This is a genomic window from Microbacterium sp. 22242, from assembly GCF_052045495.1.
Lineage (GTDB): Bacteria > Actinomycetota > Actinomycetes > Actinomycetales > Microbacteriaceae > Microbacterium.
In genome coordinates this window covers 149,267-167,696 of the sequence record NZ_JBQEOZ010000005.1, presented here as the reverse complement: position 1 = coordinate 167,696, position 18,430 = coordinate 149,267, and the positions used below count along the sequence as shown (strand labels likewise).

Here is an 18,430-nt window from a genome sequence, read left to right as displayed (position 1 = left end):
GGCGGGTGGGGGCGATGACGTTCGCGGTGAGGCGCGCGCGGCAGCAGTGGCCGCGGCTTCTGCTCGTCCTGCTCGCGGGTCTGGTCGTGGTCGCCGGCGTCGGCGGGATGGAGGGGCTCTCCACGCGCCTCGTGGACGACGGGCTGGGCGGGGTGGCCGGCGCCGCGGAGCCCGGCACCAGGGCGGCGACGGTTACGGCGCTGCGCGCGGCGGATCCCGCCGAGCAGGACCGGGCGGTGCGCGCGGCCATCGCGAAGGCGTTCACTGGCGCGCCCGTCGCGGTCTCCCGGCTCTCCGTGAGCGAGATCTCCCTCGGCAACCCCGATGCGGTCCAGGCGATCGGCGGCGACGCGGTGGCGGATCGGGGCAGGCTCATCGACGGAGTCTGGCCGTCGCGCGGCGGTGAGGCCGCGGTGCTGGCGGCCGCCGCCGAGCGGCGCGGCTGGCGGGTCGGCGACCGGATCCCGCTCGGGACGGACGAGGCGGGCTCACCGGTCGAGGTCGCCGTGGTCGGGATCTGGAGGGCCGCCGATCCGGCCGATCCGCGCTGGGCCGGAGATCCCGCCGTCGCGTCCGGGGATTCCGGTGGCGCCGCGGGACCCGTGCTGGTCGGGGACGCGGACATGACACGGCTGTGGACCACGCCCACCGTGACCTGGACCATTCTCCCGACGGCCCTGCAGGAGGACCGCCTCGACAGGTACCGTGCGGGTCTGGCCCGTCTGGCCGGCCTTCCCGCATCGGTCGACCCGGACAGCCGCTCGAACACCGCGGTCGGAGGCGGTCTCGGAGACCTCCTCGACCGGCTGACGGGCGCCGTCGCGGTCGCGCGCGGCACGACGATCGTCCCGATCACGATCGTCGTGGTGCTGGGCGCGATCACGATCGCCGTGATCCTGGGCGCGATCGCCGGAGGCCGGCGGGAGGAGCTGCGCCTCCTCCGCGCCCGTGGGGCGTCCGGCGCGGGCATCGCCGGCGGGGCGGCCGCGGAGGCCGCCATCGCCGCGGGCGCGGGCGCCGCGATCGCCCTGCTCGCGCTGTTGCCGGTCGGGGCGCCGGGTCCCGCGGCCCTCGCGGCGGCACTGCTCACGGTGCTGGCGGCGGCGGTCGTCGCCGGGCTGCTGGCCGCGCGCGCCTCGGTCCCGGCGGGCGCGACCCGCTCGGACGCCGGGCGCGGGATCGTGCTCGCCCTGCTGCTGCCGGCGCTCCTCGTCGCGCTGCTGGCCGGGTTCGCGGTGTGGCAGCTCTTCGCGCGGGGCGGTGTGCTCACGCCGGGCGGCGCCGCCGATCCGGTCGCCTCTGCGGCGGGCGCGGCCTCGCTGCTCGCCCTCGCGATGCTCGTCCCCGTGCTCGCCGTGCTCCTGTCCGCGGTCGCCGAGCGCCCGGCGCGCCGGTCCCGCGGCATCATGCCGGTGCTGCCGCTGCGGCAGGTCGCGCGGCGTGCCGGGTTGTCGGCGGTCGCGATCCTCAGCCTGGCGCTGGCGGCGGGCTCGGCGACGCTCGCGTACGGCGCCGGTCCGCTGGCCGCCGCAGCGGATGCCTCCGCGCTCCGCGCCGCGGTGGGCCTCGACGTGCGCGTGTCGGCCGGAGACCCGAATGCTGTGCCGCTCTCCGCCGGCCAGGCGACCGACCTGCCGAGCGCCACCCGGACGACGGCCGTGCTGAGCGCGGACGCCACGGTCGGCCAGGACAGAGTGCCCTTCCTCGGCGCGGATCCCGCGGCGTTGCCGCTGTCCGCCTCCCTGCGGTCCGCACTCGGCGCGCGATCGGGCGGCGCGCTGCCGGTGGCGATCACGGCGGCCCTGGCACACCGCCTGGGCGCCCGGTCCGGGACCCGGTTCACGGCCGCGCTGCTCCCCGACGGGACCCGGCTGCCCGCCGTCGTGGTGATGGTCGTGCCCGCGCTCGCGGGCATCGGCTCGGGGCCGGGGATCCTCGCGGACCGGGATGCGGCGCTGACGGCGGCCGGGGATGCGGTCGCGAACGAGCTGTGGATCGCGGCCGCGGATCCTGCCGCCGTCGCCGCCGCGATCCGCTCCCGCGCGAGCATCCCCGTGCGGATCCTCACCCCGCCGGCGGTGAGCGTCGCGCCGGTCACCCGGACGTCCACGATCCTGCTGGCTCTCGGAGCCGCGGCGGCCGTGCTGCTGGGGCTGCTCGGCTTCCTCGCGGCGATCGCCGCCGATCGCGCGCGGCGCACCGATGAGCGCCGGACGCTGCGCGCTCTCGGGCTCAGCGCGGCCCGGCAGCGCAGGGCGAGGTTCGGCGAGGTGCTCGCCACGGCCGTCTTCGGAATCCTCGGCGGCGTGGCGGCGGGGCTCGCGGTGACCGCCGCGGTGCTGCCGACGATGTGGGGGAGCGGGTCGTGACGCGCAACCCCGGAACTCCCGCCGTGGTCCTCAGGACCATGCTCACCGCACCCGCGCTTTCGGCGTTCCTCGTGCTCGCGATCGCTGCGCTCGCACTGGCCGGCGTGATGGTGCCGCCCCTCGTCGACCAGGCGCGCACAGCCACCGTGCAGCACCAGCTCGACGGCATCCCGGCGGCGGGTCAGGCGCTCACCGGCGCCGTCTCGGGCATCGCGGGGCTGGATCGCAGCGCCCTGCCGCGCGCCGGGGTCTGGGAAGGGCCGCTCGCCGCGGCGCGGGCCGCCCGCGACCGCCAGCCGGAGCCGCTGCGCGGCCTGCTGGGCACGCCGCGCGTGGTGGGGCTGCTGGCGGGAACCCCGCTGCCCGCGGACAGGAGGGCGCCCAGGAACTTCGTGCAGCTGACGATGGATCCGGGCCTGGAGCGCCGCAGCGCGCTCGTCCAGGGCGCGTATCCGAAGCCCACCGACTCGTCGGCCGGGATCGAGGTCGTGCTGACCGCGCAGGCCGCTCGCGAGCTGGACTGGAAGGTCGGGGAGCAGCGCAGGAGGCAGGGAGTCGCCGTGACGCTGACCGGGCTCGTCGAGCCGCGCGGCGCGGACGACCTGGACTGGGACATGCTGGTCGGCGCCCGCAAGCCCGCCGTCACGTACACGCCCGACGGCGACATCATCCTGCAGACCGTCGGCTTCCTGGCACCGGACGAGGCCGGCCGTCTCGGCGACCTCGTCAGGGAGACGTCGACGTCCTCGTGGATCCCGGTGCGGCGGGACGCGATCGACGCGGGGAATGCGGCCGCGGCGTCCGCGCAGCTGCGGCTGTTCCTGGCCAATCCCGTGGACCTCGGGGCGGGCAGCGACTTCTACAACGGCGGGCTGGTCTATGCCACCCCCGTGGCGGACGCGCTCGACCGCGGTGTCGCGCGTGGGGAGGCGCTCGTCGCGGTGGTCGCCGTGGCCGCGACCGGCCCGCTCGCGGTCGCGGGCGTGGTGCTCGCGCTGGCCGGACGCCAGCTCGCCCTGCGGCGCGGGCGGGCGGCCGCGCTCGCCCGCGCCCGCGGCGCGTCGCTCGCGCAGCTGGCAGGGCTGCTCGGCGGCGAGGCGCTGCTGCTCGGCCTGATCGGCGCCGCGCTGGGGGTCACCGCCGGCCTGATCCTCACCCGCCGCGCCCCGGATCGGGCGACCATGGTCGTCGCCGCCGTGCTGGTGCTGGTGCCGGTGTGCGCGGTGCTCGCGACGGCGGTTCTCGAGCTGCGCGGCGCCGAGAGACGCGGCGGCCGGGCACGGGCCCTGTCGCCCTGGCGCAGGATCCTGATCGAGGCCGTGGTGCTGGTGCTCACGGGTGCTCTCGCCGCGATCCTGCTCGGCCGCGGCGAGAGCGCCGCCGTCGACCCCGTCCTGCTCGCGATGCCGCTGCTGATCGGCGCTGTCGGCACCGTGCTGGTGCTGCGGCTGCTTCCGCTTCTGCTGGAGGCGCTGCATCGCACCTCCGCTCGGCGCGCGGGGCTGATCGCCCTGCTCGGGCCCGCGCGCGCTCTCCGCGACGCCGCATTGCGCACCGCTCCCGCGCTCGCCGCGGTCATCGGGATCGCGGTGGCGGTGTTCTCGGTGGCGTTCGCGGCGACGGTGTCGGACGGGGCCGCGCGCACGGCACGGGACAGCACGGGCGCCGACGTCGCGGTGTCCCTGCCGTACATCGACGACGACCAGATCGCGGCCGTCCGCACGATCCCCGGTGTCGCGGCGGTCGCCACCCTGGACGCCGACGAGATCGGCCAGGGCGCGTCGCCCGTCGCCACGGACCGGGTGCGCATCTACGCCCTCGACAGGGACGCGTTCGTGCGCGTGCAGCAGGGCTTCGACGGCGCCCTGCCGCTGCCGGCCGCGCTCGCCTCGACCTCCGGCGGCGCGATCCCCGTGGTGGCCTCCGAGGCGCTCATCGCGCAGTTCGGCGGCGGGCTGACCGTGAACGGGCACGCGGTGCGGATCGTGGCCCGCACCGCGCAGCAGGCCCCGTTCGGGGCCGCGGAGAAGTGGGTGATCGTCGACCGCGCGAACATCGGCCGGATCGGCGTCGTCTCGCCCTCGGTGTCCCGGCTGTTCGTCTCGGTCGGGCAGGGGCACGACCCCGCGGAGGTCGGGAAGGCGCTCCGAGCGCGCCTCGGGCCGAGCGCGGATGTCGTGACGGCGGCGCAGCTCATCGCGCAGGCGTCGTCCGATCCCGCCTTCGCGGCGCTGCACGCGGCGCTGAACGCCGCGATCGGGATCGTGGCGATCCTGCTCGCGCTCACGATCGTGCAGACCCTCGCCCTGGGATCCACGGCGCGGGCCCGGCTGATGGCGCTGCTGCGCGCTGTCGGGTATCCCCGTCGACGGGTGCTGCCGCTCGTGGCGTGGGAGGTGGGGCCGGCGCTCCTGGTGGCGCTCCCGGTCGGCGTCCTGTGCGGGGCGGCGATGGCAGGGCTGGTCGTCGGCGGGCTGGATCTGCGCGGATTCACCGGCGGGGAGAGCCCTCCCGCGCTGAGTCCGGGCGCGGGAGGGCTCGCAGTGGTGCTGCTCGGGTTCGTGCTGGTCGCGGCGCTGGCGGTGCTGCTGGCGACCGCCACCGCCGTGCGGCTGCGCAGCGCCGACGCGATCCGGATGACCGACGAGGAGGCATGACGTGGGGCAGGACAGCATGAGCAAGGACGACGCCATGAGCGACGCCGGCATCCGCTGCGAGGGACTGGTGCGGATCTTCACCGCGAAGGGCATCGAGGTGCAGGCGTTGCAGGGCCTTGATCTGAGCGTGCGGACGGGGGAGATGGTGGCGGTGGTGGGCGCCTCCGGATCCGGCAAGTCCACGCTGCTCGGGATCCTCGCGGGTCTCGACGCGCCGACCGCCGGCAGCGCCCGCGTCGCCGGGCACGACCTCGTCACGATGAGGAGCGCGGAGCGGCTGCGCTACCGCCGCCGCAGCGTGGGTTTCGTGTGGCAGCAGTCGGGCCGCAATCTGCTGCCCTATCTCAGCGCACGGGAGAACATCGCGATGGCGCACGGCGTGGCCCGCGTCGTGCCGAGGTCCGCGCGGGCGGCGCGTGCGCAGGAGCTGCTCGAGCTGCTCGACGTGGCCGGCGTCGCGGACGCGCGGCCGGCGCAACTGAGCGGCGGGCAGAAGCAGCGCGTGGCCATCGCGGTCGCCCTGGCCAACGGGCCGCGCGTGCTGCTCGCGGACGAGCCCACCGGCGAGCTGGACGAGCGCACGAGCGCGGACGTGCTCGCGGCGATGCAGACCGTCAACACCGAGCACGGTGTCACCACGCTCATCGTCACGCACGACGCGGCGGTCTCCGAGCACGTCGACCGCACCGTGCGGATCCGGGACGGGCGCACCTCGACCGAGACGCTGCGCAGCACGAGCACGGACGAGGAGGGCCGGGCCGTGCGCGTGGCACAGGAGTTCGCGGTCCTCGACCGCGCCGGCCGCATGCAGCTGCCGGGCGAGTTCGTCAGCGCGCTCGACCTGCGCGACCGGGTGCGGCTCACGCTCGAACCCGATCACGTGCGCGTCGCCTCGGGGGCGTGGACGGCGGAACCGTCCGGTGACGGGCCGCCGTCCGGAGAACCCGGGGGCCCGCACGGGCCCGAGGGCCGCCGCGACGAGGGGGAGACCGCATGAGCGCCGTGCTGCGCGCCGAGGGCGCGACCCGCGTGTTCGCATCCCCTTCGGGCGACGTCACGGCCGTCCGTGCGGCCGACCTGGCCGTCTCGGCGGGGGAGCTGGTGGTGGTCACCGGGCGTTCCGGATCCGGCAAGACCACGCTGCTGACCATGCTCGGCGGGCTCGACCGGCCGACGTCCGGGCGGGTGCTGCTGGACGACCGCGACCTCGCCTCGGGCGAGCTGGGCGATGTGGCGGGGCAGCGCATCGCGTCTATCTTCCAGACCTCGGGGCTCCTGCCCGTGCTGTCCGCCGCGGAGAACATCGAGGTGCCGCTGCGCATCCGCCGCACCCCGATCGCGGAGCGTGAGCGTCGCGTCCAGGCCGCGCTGGACGCGGTCGGTCTCGCCGACCACGCCCGGCAGCGCCCCGCCGAGCTCTCCGGGGGACAGCAGCAGCGCGTCGGCATCGCCCGGGCGCTGGTCATGGACCCCGACGTCCTCATCGCGGACGAGCCCACGGCGCAGCTGGACAGCGAGACCGGCGCGCAGATCATGGATCTCATCGCCGCCCTCGTGCACGAGCGGGGCACGGCCGCGGTCGTCGCGACGCACGACACGGCCATGCTCACGCGTGCCGACCGGGTGTTCGAGCTGCACGACGGGGTGCTGCAAGAGCTGGGCCCGCGCGCACGAGCGGCCAAGGCCGGATCCCGCTGAGCAGGAGATCCGCGCACAATACTTGTGCATAGATTCTGTGCATGCGAGACTGGCGGCATGGACACTCCGGACGGCCCCGTCGGCATGCACCTCGACGAGCGCGCGGTGCGCGTGCTCGCGCATCCGCTGCGCTCCCGGATCCTCGGCGAGCTGCGGCTGCACGGCGCCGCCACGGCCACCGAGCTGGCCGCAGCGCTGAGCACGAACACCGGCGCGACGAGCTACCACCTGCGCGCGCTCGAGGACGTCGGACTCGTGGCGGACACCGGAGACGGCGCGGGGAAGCGCCGGATCTGGCGGGCCAGCACCGACTTCCACTCCTGGACCAACTCGGGCTTCGCCGACGACGAGGACGCCAGGACGGCGCTGGACTGGCTGCGCCGCGACTACGTGAGGCAGTTCGCGATGCGGGCGGAGCGCTGGCTGGACGCCGAGGCGGCATGGCCGGACGAGTGGGTGGACCGGCTCGGACTCGACGACGCGCTGCTGACCGTGAACCCGGAGCAGCTCGCCTCCTTCCGCGCCGAGCTCGATGCGCTGGTCGAGCGGTATCGGCGCGCCGGAGAAGGGGATCCCGCGGCGCGCCGCATCCATCTCGTCGTGCAGAGCATGCCGGTGGACCTCGATCCCGCGCGCGAGCCGTGAGCGCGGTCGCGGGAGCCGAGCGGCGCCTGCTGCTGCTCACCGCGCTGCGCTGGCTGCCGGTCGGGGTGACGCTCGGGCTCACCGTGCTGCTCCCGCTCGAACGCGGCCTGACGATCGCGGAGATCGGATCCATCCTCGCGATCCAGGGCTTCGTCGCCCTCGCGCTCGAGCTCCCCACCGGTGCCCTCGCCGACACACTGGGCAGACGCCCGGTGCTGGCCGCGTCCGGGGTGCTCGCTGTCGCCTCCGGCGTGCTGTTCCTCGTCGCCGACTCCTACGCGCTCTTCGCCGTGTCCCTGCTGCTGCAGGGCGCCTTCCGGGTGCTCGACTCCGGGAGCCTGGAGGCGTGGTTCGTCGACGCCGTGCACGAGCAGGATCCGCGTGCGGAGGTCGCGCGGCCGCTGGCGAGGGCGGGCACGGTCCTCGGGGTCGCGATCGCGACGGGGGCTCTGCTCGGCGGCCTGCTGGTCTCCTGGCATCCGCTGCGGGCGATGTCGGCCCTGGTGCTGCCGCTGCTCGTCTCGATCGGCCTCTACGCCCTCTACACCGCGCTCGTGCTCGTCCTGGTGCACGAGGTGCGGCCCGCCGACGCCGCGCCCGTGCGTCCGCTCGCGGTGCTGGCCGCGGCCGCGCGGACCACGCCGCGGACGATCCTGACCGGACTGCACCGCGCGGTCCGCTCGCGCGTACTCGCCGGCCTCGTGCTCGTCGAGGTGTTCTGGTCCGTGGCGATGATCGCATTCGAGACCCTGACACCGCTGCAGCTCGAGGTGATCCTCGGCGGCGAAGCGGCGGCCGCGGCCGTGTTCGGTCCGGCATCGGCGGCCGCCTGGGGGCTGTTCGCGCTCGGCTCACTGCTCGCCGCGCGGCTGAGCGGAGTGATCGGCGTCGCCGGGACCGCGATCGTGAGCCGGATCCTGAACGGGGCGTTCGTGGTCCTGATGGGGCTCGCCTCCGGTGTGGCCGGGCTCCTGATCGGCTACGGCCTGACCTACCTCGCCCACGGATCCGCCGGACCCATGCACTCGGCACTGCTGCACCGCGAGGCGGACCGGTCGACGCGGGCGACGATCCTGTCGCTCAACTCGATGGTCTCCGGCGGCGCGTACAGCGTCGGCCTGCTCGTGCTCACCGCCTTCGCGGGGGCGAGCTCCGCGGCGGTCGCGACCGTGGTCGCCGGCTCCTTCAGCATCCTCGGCGCGGCCTGCTACCTCCCGGCGCTCCGTCAGGAGCGCAGGTGGAAGCAGGCCCTGACGGCGTCGTGATGCGCGCGCGTCGCCATCAGCCGGCGGTGAGCGCGCGCTGTTACGGTGAGCGCATGACGGAAATCAGGCCCGTCGAGACGGATCGCGCGCCCTTGACCGCCGCCGAGGTGGCGGAGCGCGTCGAACGGGGCGAGAGCAACGCGATCGAGTCGCGCACGAGCCGCAGCCTCGGCGAGATCTTCCGCTCCAACGCGTTCACCCGCGTCAACGCGATCTATGCCGTGCTGTTCCTGCTGATCCTCGGCACCGGCTCTCTCATCGACGGCCTGTTCGGCCTGCTCATCGTGGTGAACAGCGTGATCGGCATGGTGCAGGAGGTCCGCGCCAAGCGCACGCTGGACCGGCTGGCCCTGCTGAGCAAGGCGCCCGCCCGCGTGCAACGGGCCGAGGGGGTGGCCGAGATCGACGTCGAGCAGCTCGTGCTGGACGACGTCGTGCTGGTGGCGGCGGGGGATCAGATCCCGGTCGACGGCGTCGTGCTGGACGCGATCGGCTTCGAGGTCGACGAGTCGCTGCTCACCGGCGAGTCCGAGCCGGTGCTCGCCGACGCCGGATACGAGCTCAAGTCGGGCAGCTTCGTCGCGGCCGGGTCCGCGGCGTTCCGCGCCACCGCGGTGGGAGAGCACGCCTACGCCGCCCAGCTCGCGAAGGAGGCGTCGCAGTTCCGCAAGCCGCCGTCGCAGCTGCGGGCGGGGATCGACACGATCCTGAAGTACGTCACCTGGGCGCTGATCCCGGTCGGCGTGCTCACGATCGTGAACCAGATCTGGGGGCGCTCCGAGGACTGGCGCAACGCCGTCCGCGGGCTCGTCGCCGCGCTCGTGCCGATGGTGCCGGAGGGGCTCGTCCTGATGACGAGCGTCGCGATGGCACTGGGCGTGGTCCGGCTCGGCCGGCGCAACTGCCTCGTGCAGGATCTGCCCGCGATCGAGGAGCTCGCCCGGGTCGACGTGGTGTGCACCGACAAGACGGGCACGCTCACCGAGGACGGCATGCGCGTGAGTTCGGTCGACCTGTTGACGGGCGACGACCACGACGTCGAGGGCGCGCTCGCGGCGATCGGCCGCGCCGAGGGCAGACCGAACAGCAGCATGGCGGCGATCCTGGAGCACGTCGGCGACGCGCCGGCCCTTCCGGTGCGGACCTCGATCGCGTTCTCCTCCAGGCGCAAGTGGGCGGCCGCGGAGACGCGGGACGGCGCCACCTGGGTGCTGGGCGCCCCGGACGTGCTGCTCGTCGAAGGCGACACCGCCCGCACCCGCGCCGACGCGCTCGCCGCGGAGGGACTGCGGGTGCTCGTGCTCACCCGCTCGGACGCGGTGCTGCCCGGGGCGGACGCGCCCGGCGACGGACGTCCGGACGGCCTCGTCGCGGTCGCCATCGTCATCCTCGACCAGCGCCTCCGCACCGAGGCGCCCGGCGCGATCTCCTACTTCGCCGCGCAGGGCGTGGCGATCAAGGTCATCTCCGGCGACAACGCCGCCTCGGTCGGCGCGATCGCCGCCGAGGCGGGCGTGCCGGACGGGCGCGATGCGGTCGATGCCCGCCTGCTCGACCCCGGCTCCGCGCACTTCGGCGGGCAGGTTCGCGACCGCACCGCGTTCGGCCGGGTCACCCCGACGCAGAAGCGGGCGATGGTGCACGCGCTGCAGAGCGACGGCCGCGTCGTCGCGATGACCGGCGACGGCGTGAACGACGTCCTCGCCCTCAAGGACGCCGACGTCGGCGTCGCCATGGGATCCGGCTCCCCGGCCGCGCGCGCCGTTTCGCGCATCGTGCTGCTGGACAACTCCTTCGCGACGCTGCCGCACGTGGTCGCCGAGGGACGGCGGGTGATCGGCAACATCGAGCGGGTCGCCACGCTGTTCCTCACCAAGACGCTGTACTCGGTGCTGCTGGCGCTCCTCGTCGCCGTGACCGCGGTGCCGTTCCCGTTCCTGCCGCGACACGTCACCCTGATCGCGTGGTTCACGATCGGGATCCCGGCGTTCTTCCTTGCCCTGGCGCCGAACACCGCGCGTGCGCAGGACGGGTTCGTGCGGCGCGTGCTGGACGCCGCGGTCCCCGGCGGCATCGGCGCGGCGGTCGCCTCCTACGGGGCCTATCTCACGGCGCGCGCCGTGTTCGGCACCGCGCACGCCGAGCGGGTGCCGACCTCGTCGGCCGCGTTCCTGGCGCTCATCATCGTCGCGTTCTTCGTGCTCGTCACGGTCGCGCGCCCCTACCGGCTGTGGAAGGCGCTCCTGGTCGGCGCCATGATCGCCGGCATGCTGACCGTCGTGCTCACCCCGCTCGGGCCCGGGGTGTTCGACATCGATCTGCACGATCCGCGCGTGACCCTCATCGGGTGCGCGTCAGGGGCGGCGGGCATCGGCGTGCGGTTCCTCTCCCGCGCCGTGCTGCGGGCCGTCTACGGCGCGGTTGCGCGACGACGGCGCCGGCGCGCCGCGGCGCGGCAGAGCTGAGCGCCGGACCGGGACAAAGCGCCGCCGTCACTGCACGCGGCCGAGCACCTCGTCAGGCGCGGCGCCGACCCGACGGAGCTGCACCCGCTCGGCGAGCGCCACGCCGACCCGGCCCGCGGTGGCCGACAGCTCCTGCGCCGGCCGCTCGACGAGCCGGTGGAACGCCCCCGCAGCGATGAGGCTCAGCGGCGCGCCGATCAGGCAGGCCAGCCACCACCGCTCCGCGCCGAGCAGGTAGCAGAGCGAGGCCAGGATCGGTGCGTGCACCAGGTAGAGGCTGAACGACACCCGTCCCAGCCACTGCATCGGCCGGGTCTCCAGGGTGCGGCGGGCGGTCGGCCACACGATCGCGAGGACCACGAGCAGCGCCGCCCCCGCACCCGCGACCGCCCAGAGCACGTCGGCCGCGACCGTGCCCGAGGTGAGCGGCTTGGCCAGCCAGCTCGCGATCAGCATGACGCCGGCGAGAGCGGCCAGCCAGGGGAGCGCCCGGCGGGGGCCGGGGCGCTCGGCCCAGGCGCGCAGATCGGCGAAGCGGACCGCGATCAGCGTGCCGAGCAGGAACACCGGCAGATAGGCGAGGGCGGAGTTCCCGGTCGTGCGCCCGGCGAACATGAGCAGCACGATCAGCGCCGCCACGGGCAGCGCCAGGCGGCGCACCCGCAGCGCGACCCAGACGAACAGGGGCAGCAGGAGCGAGAAGAACAGCTCCCAGCGCAGCGACCACAGCACGTTGTCGATCGGATAGCTCGGGCGCAGCAGCGACATCTGCGACAGCACGTCGCCGGCCGACACCGTCGTGGCCTGGGCGTCCTGCATCCAGGATCCGTCGGGCATCGTGGTCGGATCGCGCGGGATCAGCCGCACCAGCAGGGCTGCGGCCCCGAGCGCCGCGATCACCGGGACGTACAGCCGGAACAGCCGCGCCGGGTAGTACCGCGCCCAGGAGAAGCCGCGGTTCAGCGCCGGCAGCGCGACCACCAGCCCGGAGAGGACGAAGAAGACCATGACGGCCTCGGATCCGGCCAGCAGCAGCTTCAGCGGCGACTGGGTGAGCAGCGCCCACCCGGCGGGATCGATCCAGGGCTCGGCGATCAGGGACGCGTGATGGACGAGGACGATGACCGCGGCGAGCCCGCGCAGTCCGTCCAGGGACCTGATCCTGTTACCGTTCCGTGACATACTTTTCCACGGTAGAGACCGAGCCTGGACGGCTCCTGGATCCGGCCAGGGGCTTGCGTAAAGCTCCGGGATCAGTTCCGAGCGACGGCGACGACGGATCCGCCGGTCAGCGCGACGAGCTCGTCGAACGACATCGGCATGACCGTGTGCGGGGTGCCGCCCGCGGTCCAGATCACGTCGTAGTCGCGCAGTGCCGCGTCGATCACCGTGCGCACGGGGGCGGGGTGGCCGACCGGCGCCACGCCGCCGATCGCCTGTCCGGTGACCTCGCGCACGACGGCCGCCGGCGCCATCACGACCGTGCCGGCGCCGACGGACTCCGCGAGCACGGCGACGTCGACCCGATGTCGGCCGCTGGTCATCACGAGCAGCGGACGGTCGTCGGCGAGGAAGAGCAGGCTGCTGCCGATCGCGCCCACCGCGCAGCCCAGCGCTGCGGCGGCCTCGACGGCCGTGCGGGCGGAGTCCGGCAGCTCGCGCACCTGGGACGTCAGGCCCGCCGCGTGCACGTGCTCCTGCACGAGCCGGCTGCGTTCGGGGAGCGGGGCGGCGGTCTGCTCGGTCATACCCCCATGCTGGCACGAACGACGGGCGCCTTCGAAGGGGCGCCGGGACATCGTGGAACGATGGATCCATGAGCACCGCGAACCTCACCAGGACCGAGACCGCCGCGCGATCCGCGTCGATCACCCTGCACCGGATCCGTCTCGAACTGGACGTGACGGGATCCGTCGACGGCGCCGGGTTCCCGACGACCTCCACGCTCGAGTTCGACGCCACGACCGGCGAGACCTGGGTGGACTTCCTCGGGGAGGAGGTGCTCGGCGTCACGGTCAACGGCACGCCGCAGGACGTGGAGTACGACGGTGCCAGGATCGCGCTGCGCGGCCTGAGCGCCCGCAACGTGGTCGAGATCCGCGGCACCGGCGCCTACAGCCGCTCCGGGGAGGGGCTGCATCGGTTCGTGGATCCCGTCGACGGCCAGACTTACCTGTACACGCACGACGAGCCGGCCGACGCGCGCCGGTTCATGCCCTGCTTCGAGCAGCCCGACCTGAAGGCCGTGATCACGGTCGTCGTCACAGCACCCGCGGGCTGGGAGGTGCTGTCCAATCAGTCCGTGGCGGCGACCCGCGTCGACGGCGACGTGCAGACGGTGGAGTTCGCGCCTACGCTGCCGCTGTCCAGCTACCTCGTGTGCATCGCCGCCGGCCCCTACGTGCGCGTCGAGTCGGAGTGGCGCCGGGGCGAGGAGCACGTGCCGCTCGCCGCGCTGTGCCGGGCCTCCATGGCCGAGCACTTCGACGCCGACGAGATCCTGCGGATCACCCGGCAGGGCCTCGACTTCTTCGCCGAGGCGTTCGCCTTCCCGTACCCGTGGGGGAAGTACGACCAGATCTTCGTGCCGGAGTACAACATCGGCGCGATGGAGAACCCGGGCCTGGTGACGTTCACCGAGCAGTACCTGTTCCGCGGAGCGGCGACCCGCGGACAGCGGCAGGCTCGGGCGAACACGATCCTGCACGAGATGGCGCACATGTGGTTCGGCGACCTGGTCACGATGACCTGGTGGGACGACCTCTGGCTGAAGGAGTCGTTCGCCGACTACATGGGAGCGCACGCGTCCGCTGCGGCGACCGAGTTCACCGAGGCGTGGGTGCTGTTCGCGAACCGGCGCAAGGCCTGGGCGTACACGCAGGACCAGCTGCCCAGCACGCATCCGATCGTCGCGGACATCCCCGACCTGGAGGCCGCGAAGCTGAACTTCGACGGCATCACCTATGCCAAGGGCGCGGCCGTGCTCAAGCAGCTGGTGGCGTTCGTGGGCGAGGACGCCTTCTTCGACGGCGCCCGTCGCTACTTCGCCCGGCACGCCTTCGGCAACACGACCCTGGAGGATCTGCTCGTCGAGCTCGAGCACGGCTCGGGGCGCGACCTGCGCGGCTGGGCGCAGGCGTGGCTGCAGACCACCGGCATGAGCACGCTGAGCCTGGAGCGCGGCGAGGACGGTGCTGCCGTCGTGGTACAGACGGATCCGCTGCAGACGGATCCGCGCCCGCACCGGCTGCAGATCGGGCTGTACGACCTGCGGGACGGGGCGCTCGCGTTGCGGGAGCGGATCCCGCTCGACCTCGTCGACACGCGCACGCCGGTCGAGCTGGCCGCCGCGGATCTCACGCTGCTCAACGACGGAGACCTCACCTACGCCAAGGTGCGGCTCGACGAACGCTCGCTGGGGACGGTCGAGCAGGCGCTGTCGGGCCTGGAGGACCCGCTGGCGCGGGCGCTGGTCTGGTCCGCGCTGTGGAATGCGACCCGGGACGCGGAGCTGCCCGTGCAGCGGTATCTGGACATCGTGGCCGCGCATGCGCCCGGAGAGCCCGACAACGCGCTGCTCGGCGGCGTGCTGCTGAACGCGGCGTTCGCGATCGCGCACTACCTGCCGGAGCCGGCCCGCCCCGCGGCGCGCGCGGCCTGGCTGGAGCGGACGTGGTCGGCGCTCGGGAGCGCAGCGCCGGGGAGCGACGCCCAGCTCACCTGGGCGCGGGCGTTCGCGGCGGCGGCCGCGGTCGACGACGCCCGCCACGCCGATGTGACGGCGATGCTCGTGGGCGTCGCACCGGCCGGGCTGCCGCTGGATCCCGACCTGCGCTGGGCGCTCCTGACCGCCCTCGTCACCACCGGGCACGCCGGCGCCGAGGAGATCACCGCCGAGCAGCTGCGCGATCACACCGCGACCGGGCGCACCGCGGCTCTCGCCGCCGCCGCGTCGACCCCGCTCGCGGAGGTGCGCGCGGCGGACTGGCGCGCCGCCTGGACCGATCTGTCACTGAGCAACGACCACCTCGACGCCACGATCGCGGGTTTCCGGGCCGGCGGTCGGCGGGACCTGGTCGCCCCGTTCGACGAGGACTACTTCGCGCGGATCGAGACGGCCTGGGCGCAGCGCACGATCGAGATCGCTGGGCGCCTGGTGCGGGGTCTCTATCCTGACGCCGAGAGCACCGAGCTCGTGGACGCCTGGCTGGACGCGCACCCGCATGCGCCGGCGGCGCTGCGCCGCCTCGTCGGCGAGCAGCGCGACCACCAGCAGCGGGCGATCCGGGTGCGGGCGGCGCAGCTCGCCGCGGTGTGAACGACCGGCTCGCGGGGGCCGACGCGCCGTGAGCCGGCCCGGCGCGCGCGGTCCTAGAGTGTGCGCATGACGTTCGCGACGCTCGCCCTGATCGCGCTGGTCGGGCTGACGGGTCCGCTGCTGGCCGCGCGCAGGTCGTGGCGGATCCCGCTGATCGCCGGGGAGCTCCTGGCGGGGCTCGTCGTCGGCGCCAGCGGGTTCCGCTGGGTGGATTCCGGCGAGCCGACGCTGACGTTCCTCGGGCAGATCGGATTCGGCCTGATCATGCTCGTGATCGGATCGCACATCCCGATCCGGGATCGCACGGTGCGCGCCGCGGTCGGCAAGGGCGCCCTGGGAGCCGGGCTGGTCGCCGTGGTGGCGGTCGGCGTCGGGATCGGCGTGGCCGCCCTGTTCGGCAATCAGCACGGCGGGATCTACGCCGTGCTGATCGCGTCGTCGTCCGCCGCGCTCGTGCTGCCGATGCTGCAGGACCTCGAGATCGCTCCGGAATCGGCCGCGCAGCTGATCGCTCAGATCGCCCTCGCCGACGTGGCCTGCATCGTCGCGCTGCCCCTGGTGCTGCAGCCGTCCAGGGCGCCCGTGGTCGTGCTCGGGGGCCTGCTCATCGCGGCGATCGGTGTGCTCCTGGCGATCCTGCTGCGCCGGATCGGTCCCCAGCGCAGGCACGCCATGCACAGGTTCTCGGAGTCCCGCCGCTTCGCGTTGGAACTGCGCCTCAGCCTGGTCCTGCTGTTCGGCCTCGCCGCGATCGCTCAGTTCACGCACGTCTCGGTCATGATGGCCGGGTTCACGCTCGGCCTCGTGCTGTCCGCGGTGGGTCAGCCGCGGCGCCTGGCGCGCCAGCTCTTCGGCATGACCGAGGGCTTCTTCGGGCCGCTCTTCTTCGTCTGGCTCGGGTCGTCCATCAGCCTCCGCAACCTGACCGACCACCCGCAGATGATCCTGCTCGGACTCGTGCTCGGCGCCGCCGCCGTGATCGCGCACCTCGCCGGACGCGCGGCGGGGCTGCCGTGGTCGCAGGCGATCGCCTCGGCCGGGCAGCTCGGCGTGCCGGTCGCCGCGGTGGCGCTCGGCGTGGCGACCAGGGCGCTGCTCCCGGGCGAGGGCGCGGCGATCCTGCTCGGCGCCCTCGTGGCCGTGATCGCGTCCTCCGCGGCGGTCGCCGTCGTGTCGAGACGGAACGCCGCATCGTCCCCGGCACCGGCTTCGGACGGACCGATCGCGCCGGGCGGGGCGCCGAACGGTGCATCGTCCTGACGCCTGGTCAGCGGTCCTGTAGCACCTGCTCCGCGATCTCGGTGCCGAGCGCCGCCATGTCGGCGCGGTCGTCGCTGCGGGTGAGCAGGATCATCGCCATCGCGGCCGCCCAGGCGCGGGCACGCACCCATGCCGCGTCATCGTAGGCATCCGCCAGGAGCTCCTGGAACGCAGCGCGCCCGGTGCCGTCGAAGACGATCCAGGCTGCGCCGAGATCGTAGGCCGGATCGCCACCGGTCGTGTCGCCGAAGTCGACCACGGCGGCGAGGTCGCCATGCTGCACGATGATGTTGCCGGGATGCAGATCGCCGTGCAGCCACAGCGCGGGTCCCGTATGCGCGCGAGCGGCGACGCCGTCCGCCCACCGTGCGAGCAGCGCGCCGGCGAGATCGGGGTCGCGCCGGGCGAGCCGCGCGCCGGCGGCCCTCAGGTCCGCATCGCGCACCCGTAGGGGCACGCCACGCACCGGATTGAGCGGGAAGCCGTCGGCAGCCGGCACGTGCAGCGCACGGAGGCCGGACGCCAGCCGTGCCGCCCAGGCGGAGCGCTCGGGCCGTGGCTGCGCGAGCGCGGCACGACCTTCGAACCAGGGCACGACGGACCAGGCCCAGCCGAAGCGCGGGCCGGGCCGGCCGCCGAACAGCGGCGCAGGAGTGCGGATGCCCTCGACGGCGAGGCGTGCTCCGATCGCCGGGAGGTGCTGCTGTTCGTGCCGGATCAGATCGGCGGCCGCCTGCCGACGCGGAAGGCGCACGGCCAGGTCGTCGCCGAGACGCCAGATCGCGTTGTCCCAGCCCTCGGCGACGAGGCGCAGCGGACGATCGGCCCATTCGGGAGACTGTTCTCGCAGCAGGTCCCTGACGAGCGCTTCGCCGATCTCGACCTCGGCGGCGGGGGAGTCCGCCACCTCAGACCTCGATCGAGTCGCCCGGTGCCAGCTCGAAGAACTCCCCGCCGTTCTGCTCCGTGGCCCACTTCAGCCGGGCCCGGTGCATGTTCGCGCCGATCACGGACAGCGTCATGTCGTGCGTGCCGAACGCGCGACGAGGCTTGACGGCGAGCACATAGTCCATGGCCTCGCCGATCTTCAGCCACGGCGCGCCCAGCGGGGCGGCCAGGGTGCCGACCTCGACGCCCTCCGGCACGGCGTAGGAGTCGCCGGGGTAGTACAGCTCGTCGTCCACGAGCACGCCGACGTTGTCGACGAGCGGCAGCGACGAGTGGATCTCCGCGTGCATGCCGCCGAAGAACCGCAGGGTGAAGTCGCCTGCGGTCACCGTGTCGCCGGGCGCGACCTCGATGATGTCGAAGCCGGCTGCCGCGCGAGCGACCCCGGCCGGCGCGTAGACCGGCGTCCCCGGGGCGTCGCGGAGGATCCGGTTCAGGTGCTCCGGCGTCCAATGATCGGGGTGCTCGTGCGTGATCACGACGCCGGCGAGGCGGGCGAGATCGTCCAGCGGCAGGGTGAAGCTGCCCGGATCGATGAGGAGGGTCTGGGCGTGGTCGTCGACGCGGAGGGCCGCGTGCTCATGCTTGGTGACGCGCATGATCCGAGCGTAATCCCGTGCCGGCGCGACACACCCGGGTGTCGGCGAGAGGTCGGCCCGATTTGGCGCGCACTCGGGGCCATGTCATACTTGTACGGTTGTCGCGAGACGGAAACGCCTCGAGAAGACGGCCCCATCGTATAGCGGCCTAGTACGCCGCCCTCTCACGGCGGTAACGCGGGTTCGAATCCCGCTGGGGTCACACG

The 18,430-nt window shown here is 74.1% G+C and carries 13 protein-coding genes and 1 tRNA gene; 10 read left to right on the top strand and 4 right to left on the bottom strand.

The window, feature by feature from the left end; all coding sequences use genetic code 11:
* Positions 1-14 precede the first annotated feature (14 nt).
* From ACTJJZ_RS07395 to ACTJJZ_RS07365, 7 genes are read left to right on the top strand one after another with little or no spacing between them, the layout of a single operon-like run.
* Positions 15-2,369 (top strand): hypothetical protein, encoded by a 2,355-nt coding sequence (locus ACTJJZ_RS07395; RefSeq protein ID WP_440720535.1) that lies wholly within the window; start codon positions 15-17, stop codon positions 2,367-2,369.
* Entirely contained in the window at positions 2,366-5,026 is a 2,661-nt protein-coding gene (locus tag ACTJJZ_RS07390) for an FtsX-like permease family protein (RefSeq protein WP_440720534.1), read from the top strand. Before ACTJJZ_RS07395 ends, ACTJJZ_RS07390 begins: the two co-directional genes overlap by 4 nt.
* Positions 5,027-5,060: 34 nt before the next feature.
* Entirely contained in the window at positions 5,061-6,023 is a 963-nt protein-coding gene (locus ACTJJZ_RS07385) for an ABC transporter ATP-binding protein (protein ID WP_440720691.1), read from the top strand.
* Positions 6,020-6,724 (top strand): ABC transporter ATP-binding protein, encoded by a 705-nt coding sequence (locus ACTJJZ_RS07380; RefSeq protein WP_440720533.1) that lies wholly within the window; start codon positions 6,020-6,022, stop codon positions 6,722-6,724. The genes ACTJJZ_RS07385 and ACTJJZ_RS07380 overlap by 4 nt, the downstream gene beginning before the upstream one ends.
* A 57-nt stretch (positions 6,725-6,781) precedes the next feature.
* Positions 6,782-7,369, top strand: coding sequence for a helix-turn-helix domain-containing protein (locus tag ACTJJZ_RS07375; RefSeq protein ID WP_440720532.1), 588 nt, complete (start codon positions 6,782-6,784; stop codon positions 7,367-7,369).
* Positions 7,366-8,634 (top strand): MFS transporter, encoded by a 1,269-nt coding sequence (locus ACTJJZ_RS07370; protein WP_440720531.1) that lies wholly within the window; start codon positions 7,366-7,368, stop codon positions 8,632-8,634. The genes ACTJJZ_RS07375 and ACTJJZ_RS07370 overlap by 4 nt, the downstream gene beginning before the upstream one ends.
* A 53-nt stretch (positions 8,635-8,687) precedes the next feature.
* Positions 8,688-11,099, top strand: a complete 2,412-nt coding sequence (locus tag ACTJJZ_RS07365) for an HAD-IC family P-type ATPase (RefSeq protein ID WP_440720530.1) — start codon at positions 8,688-8,690, stop codon at positions 11,097-11,099.
* Positions 11,100-11,126: 27 nt separating this feature from the next.
* On the opposite strand, the gene ACTJJZ_RS07360 is transcribed toward ACTJJZ_RS07365, so the two are convergent.
* Complete coding sequence (locus ACTJJZ_RS07360; protein WP_440720529.1) at positions 11,127-12,281, bottom strand: acyltransferase family protein; 1,155 nt, start codon at positions 12,279-12,281, stop codon at positions 11,127-11,129.
* A 71-nt stretch (positions 12,282-12,352) separates the two neighbouring features.
* On the bottom strand, positions 12,353-12,847 hold the full coding sequence (locus ACTJJZ_RS07355; RefSeq protein ID WP_440720528.1) for a YbaK/EbsC family protein: 495 nt from the start codon (positions 12,845-12,847) through the stop codon (positions 12,353-12,355).
* 68 nt (positions 12,848-12,915) lie between these two features.
* Between ACTJJZ_RS07355 and pepN the strand changes: the two genes are divergently transcribed.
* The gene (pepN, locus tag ACTJJZ_RS07350) at positions 12,916-15,417 is read left to right on the top strand and encodes an aminopeptidase N (protein ID WP_440720527.1); all 2,502 of its coding nucleotides are present in this window, start codon (positions 12,916-12,918) and stop codon (positions 15,415-15,417) included.
* Positions 15,418-15,483: 66 nt separating this feature from the next.
* A complete protein-coding gene (locus ACTJJZ_RS07345; RefSeq protein WP_440720526.1) occupies positions 15,484-16,677 on the top strand; it encodes a cation:proton antiporter in 1,194 nt (397 codons plus the stop codon).
* Between the two features lie 7 nt (positions 16,678-16,684).
* Here ACTJJZ_RS07345 and ACTJJZ_RS07340 read toward each other — a convergent pair whose 3' ends face one another.
* A complete protein-coding gene (locus ACTJJZ_RS07340) occupies positions 16,685-17,584 on the bottom strand; it encodes an aminoglycoside phosphotransferase family protein (RefSeq protein WP_440720525.1) in 900 nt (299 codons plus the stop codon).
* A gap of 1 nt (position 17,585) precedes the next feature.
* The gene (locus ACTJJZ_RS07335) at positions 17,586-18,224 is read right to left on the bottom strand and encodes an MBL fold metallo-hydrolase (protein WP_440720524.1); all 639 of its coding nucleotides are present in this window, start codon (positions 18,222-18,224) and stop codon (positions 17,586-17,588) included.
* Positions 18,225-18,353: 129 nt separating this feature from the next.
* On the opposite strand from ACTJJZ_RS07335, the gene ACTJJZ_RS07330 reads away from it, so the two are divergent.
* A tRNA-Glu gene (locus tag ACTJJZ_RS07330) sits at positions 18,354-18,426 on the top strand.
* Positions 18,427-18,430: the final 4 nt, after the last annotated feature.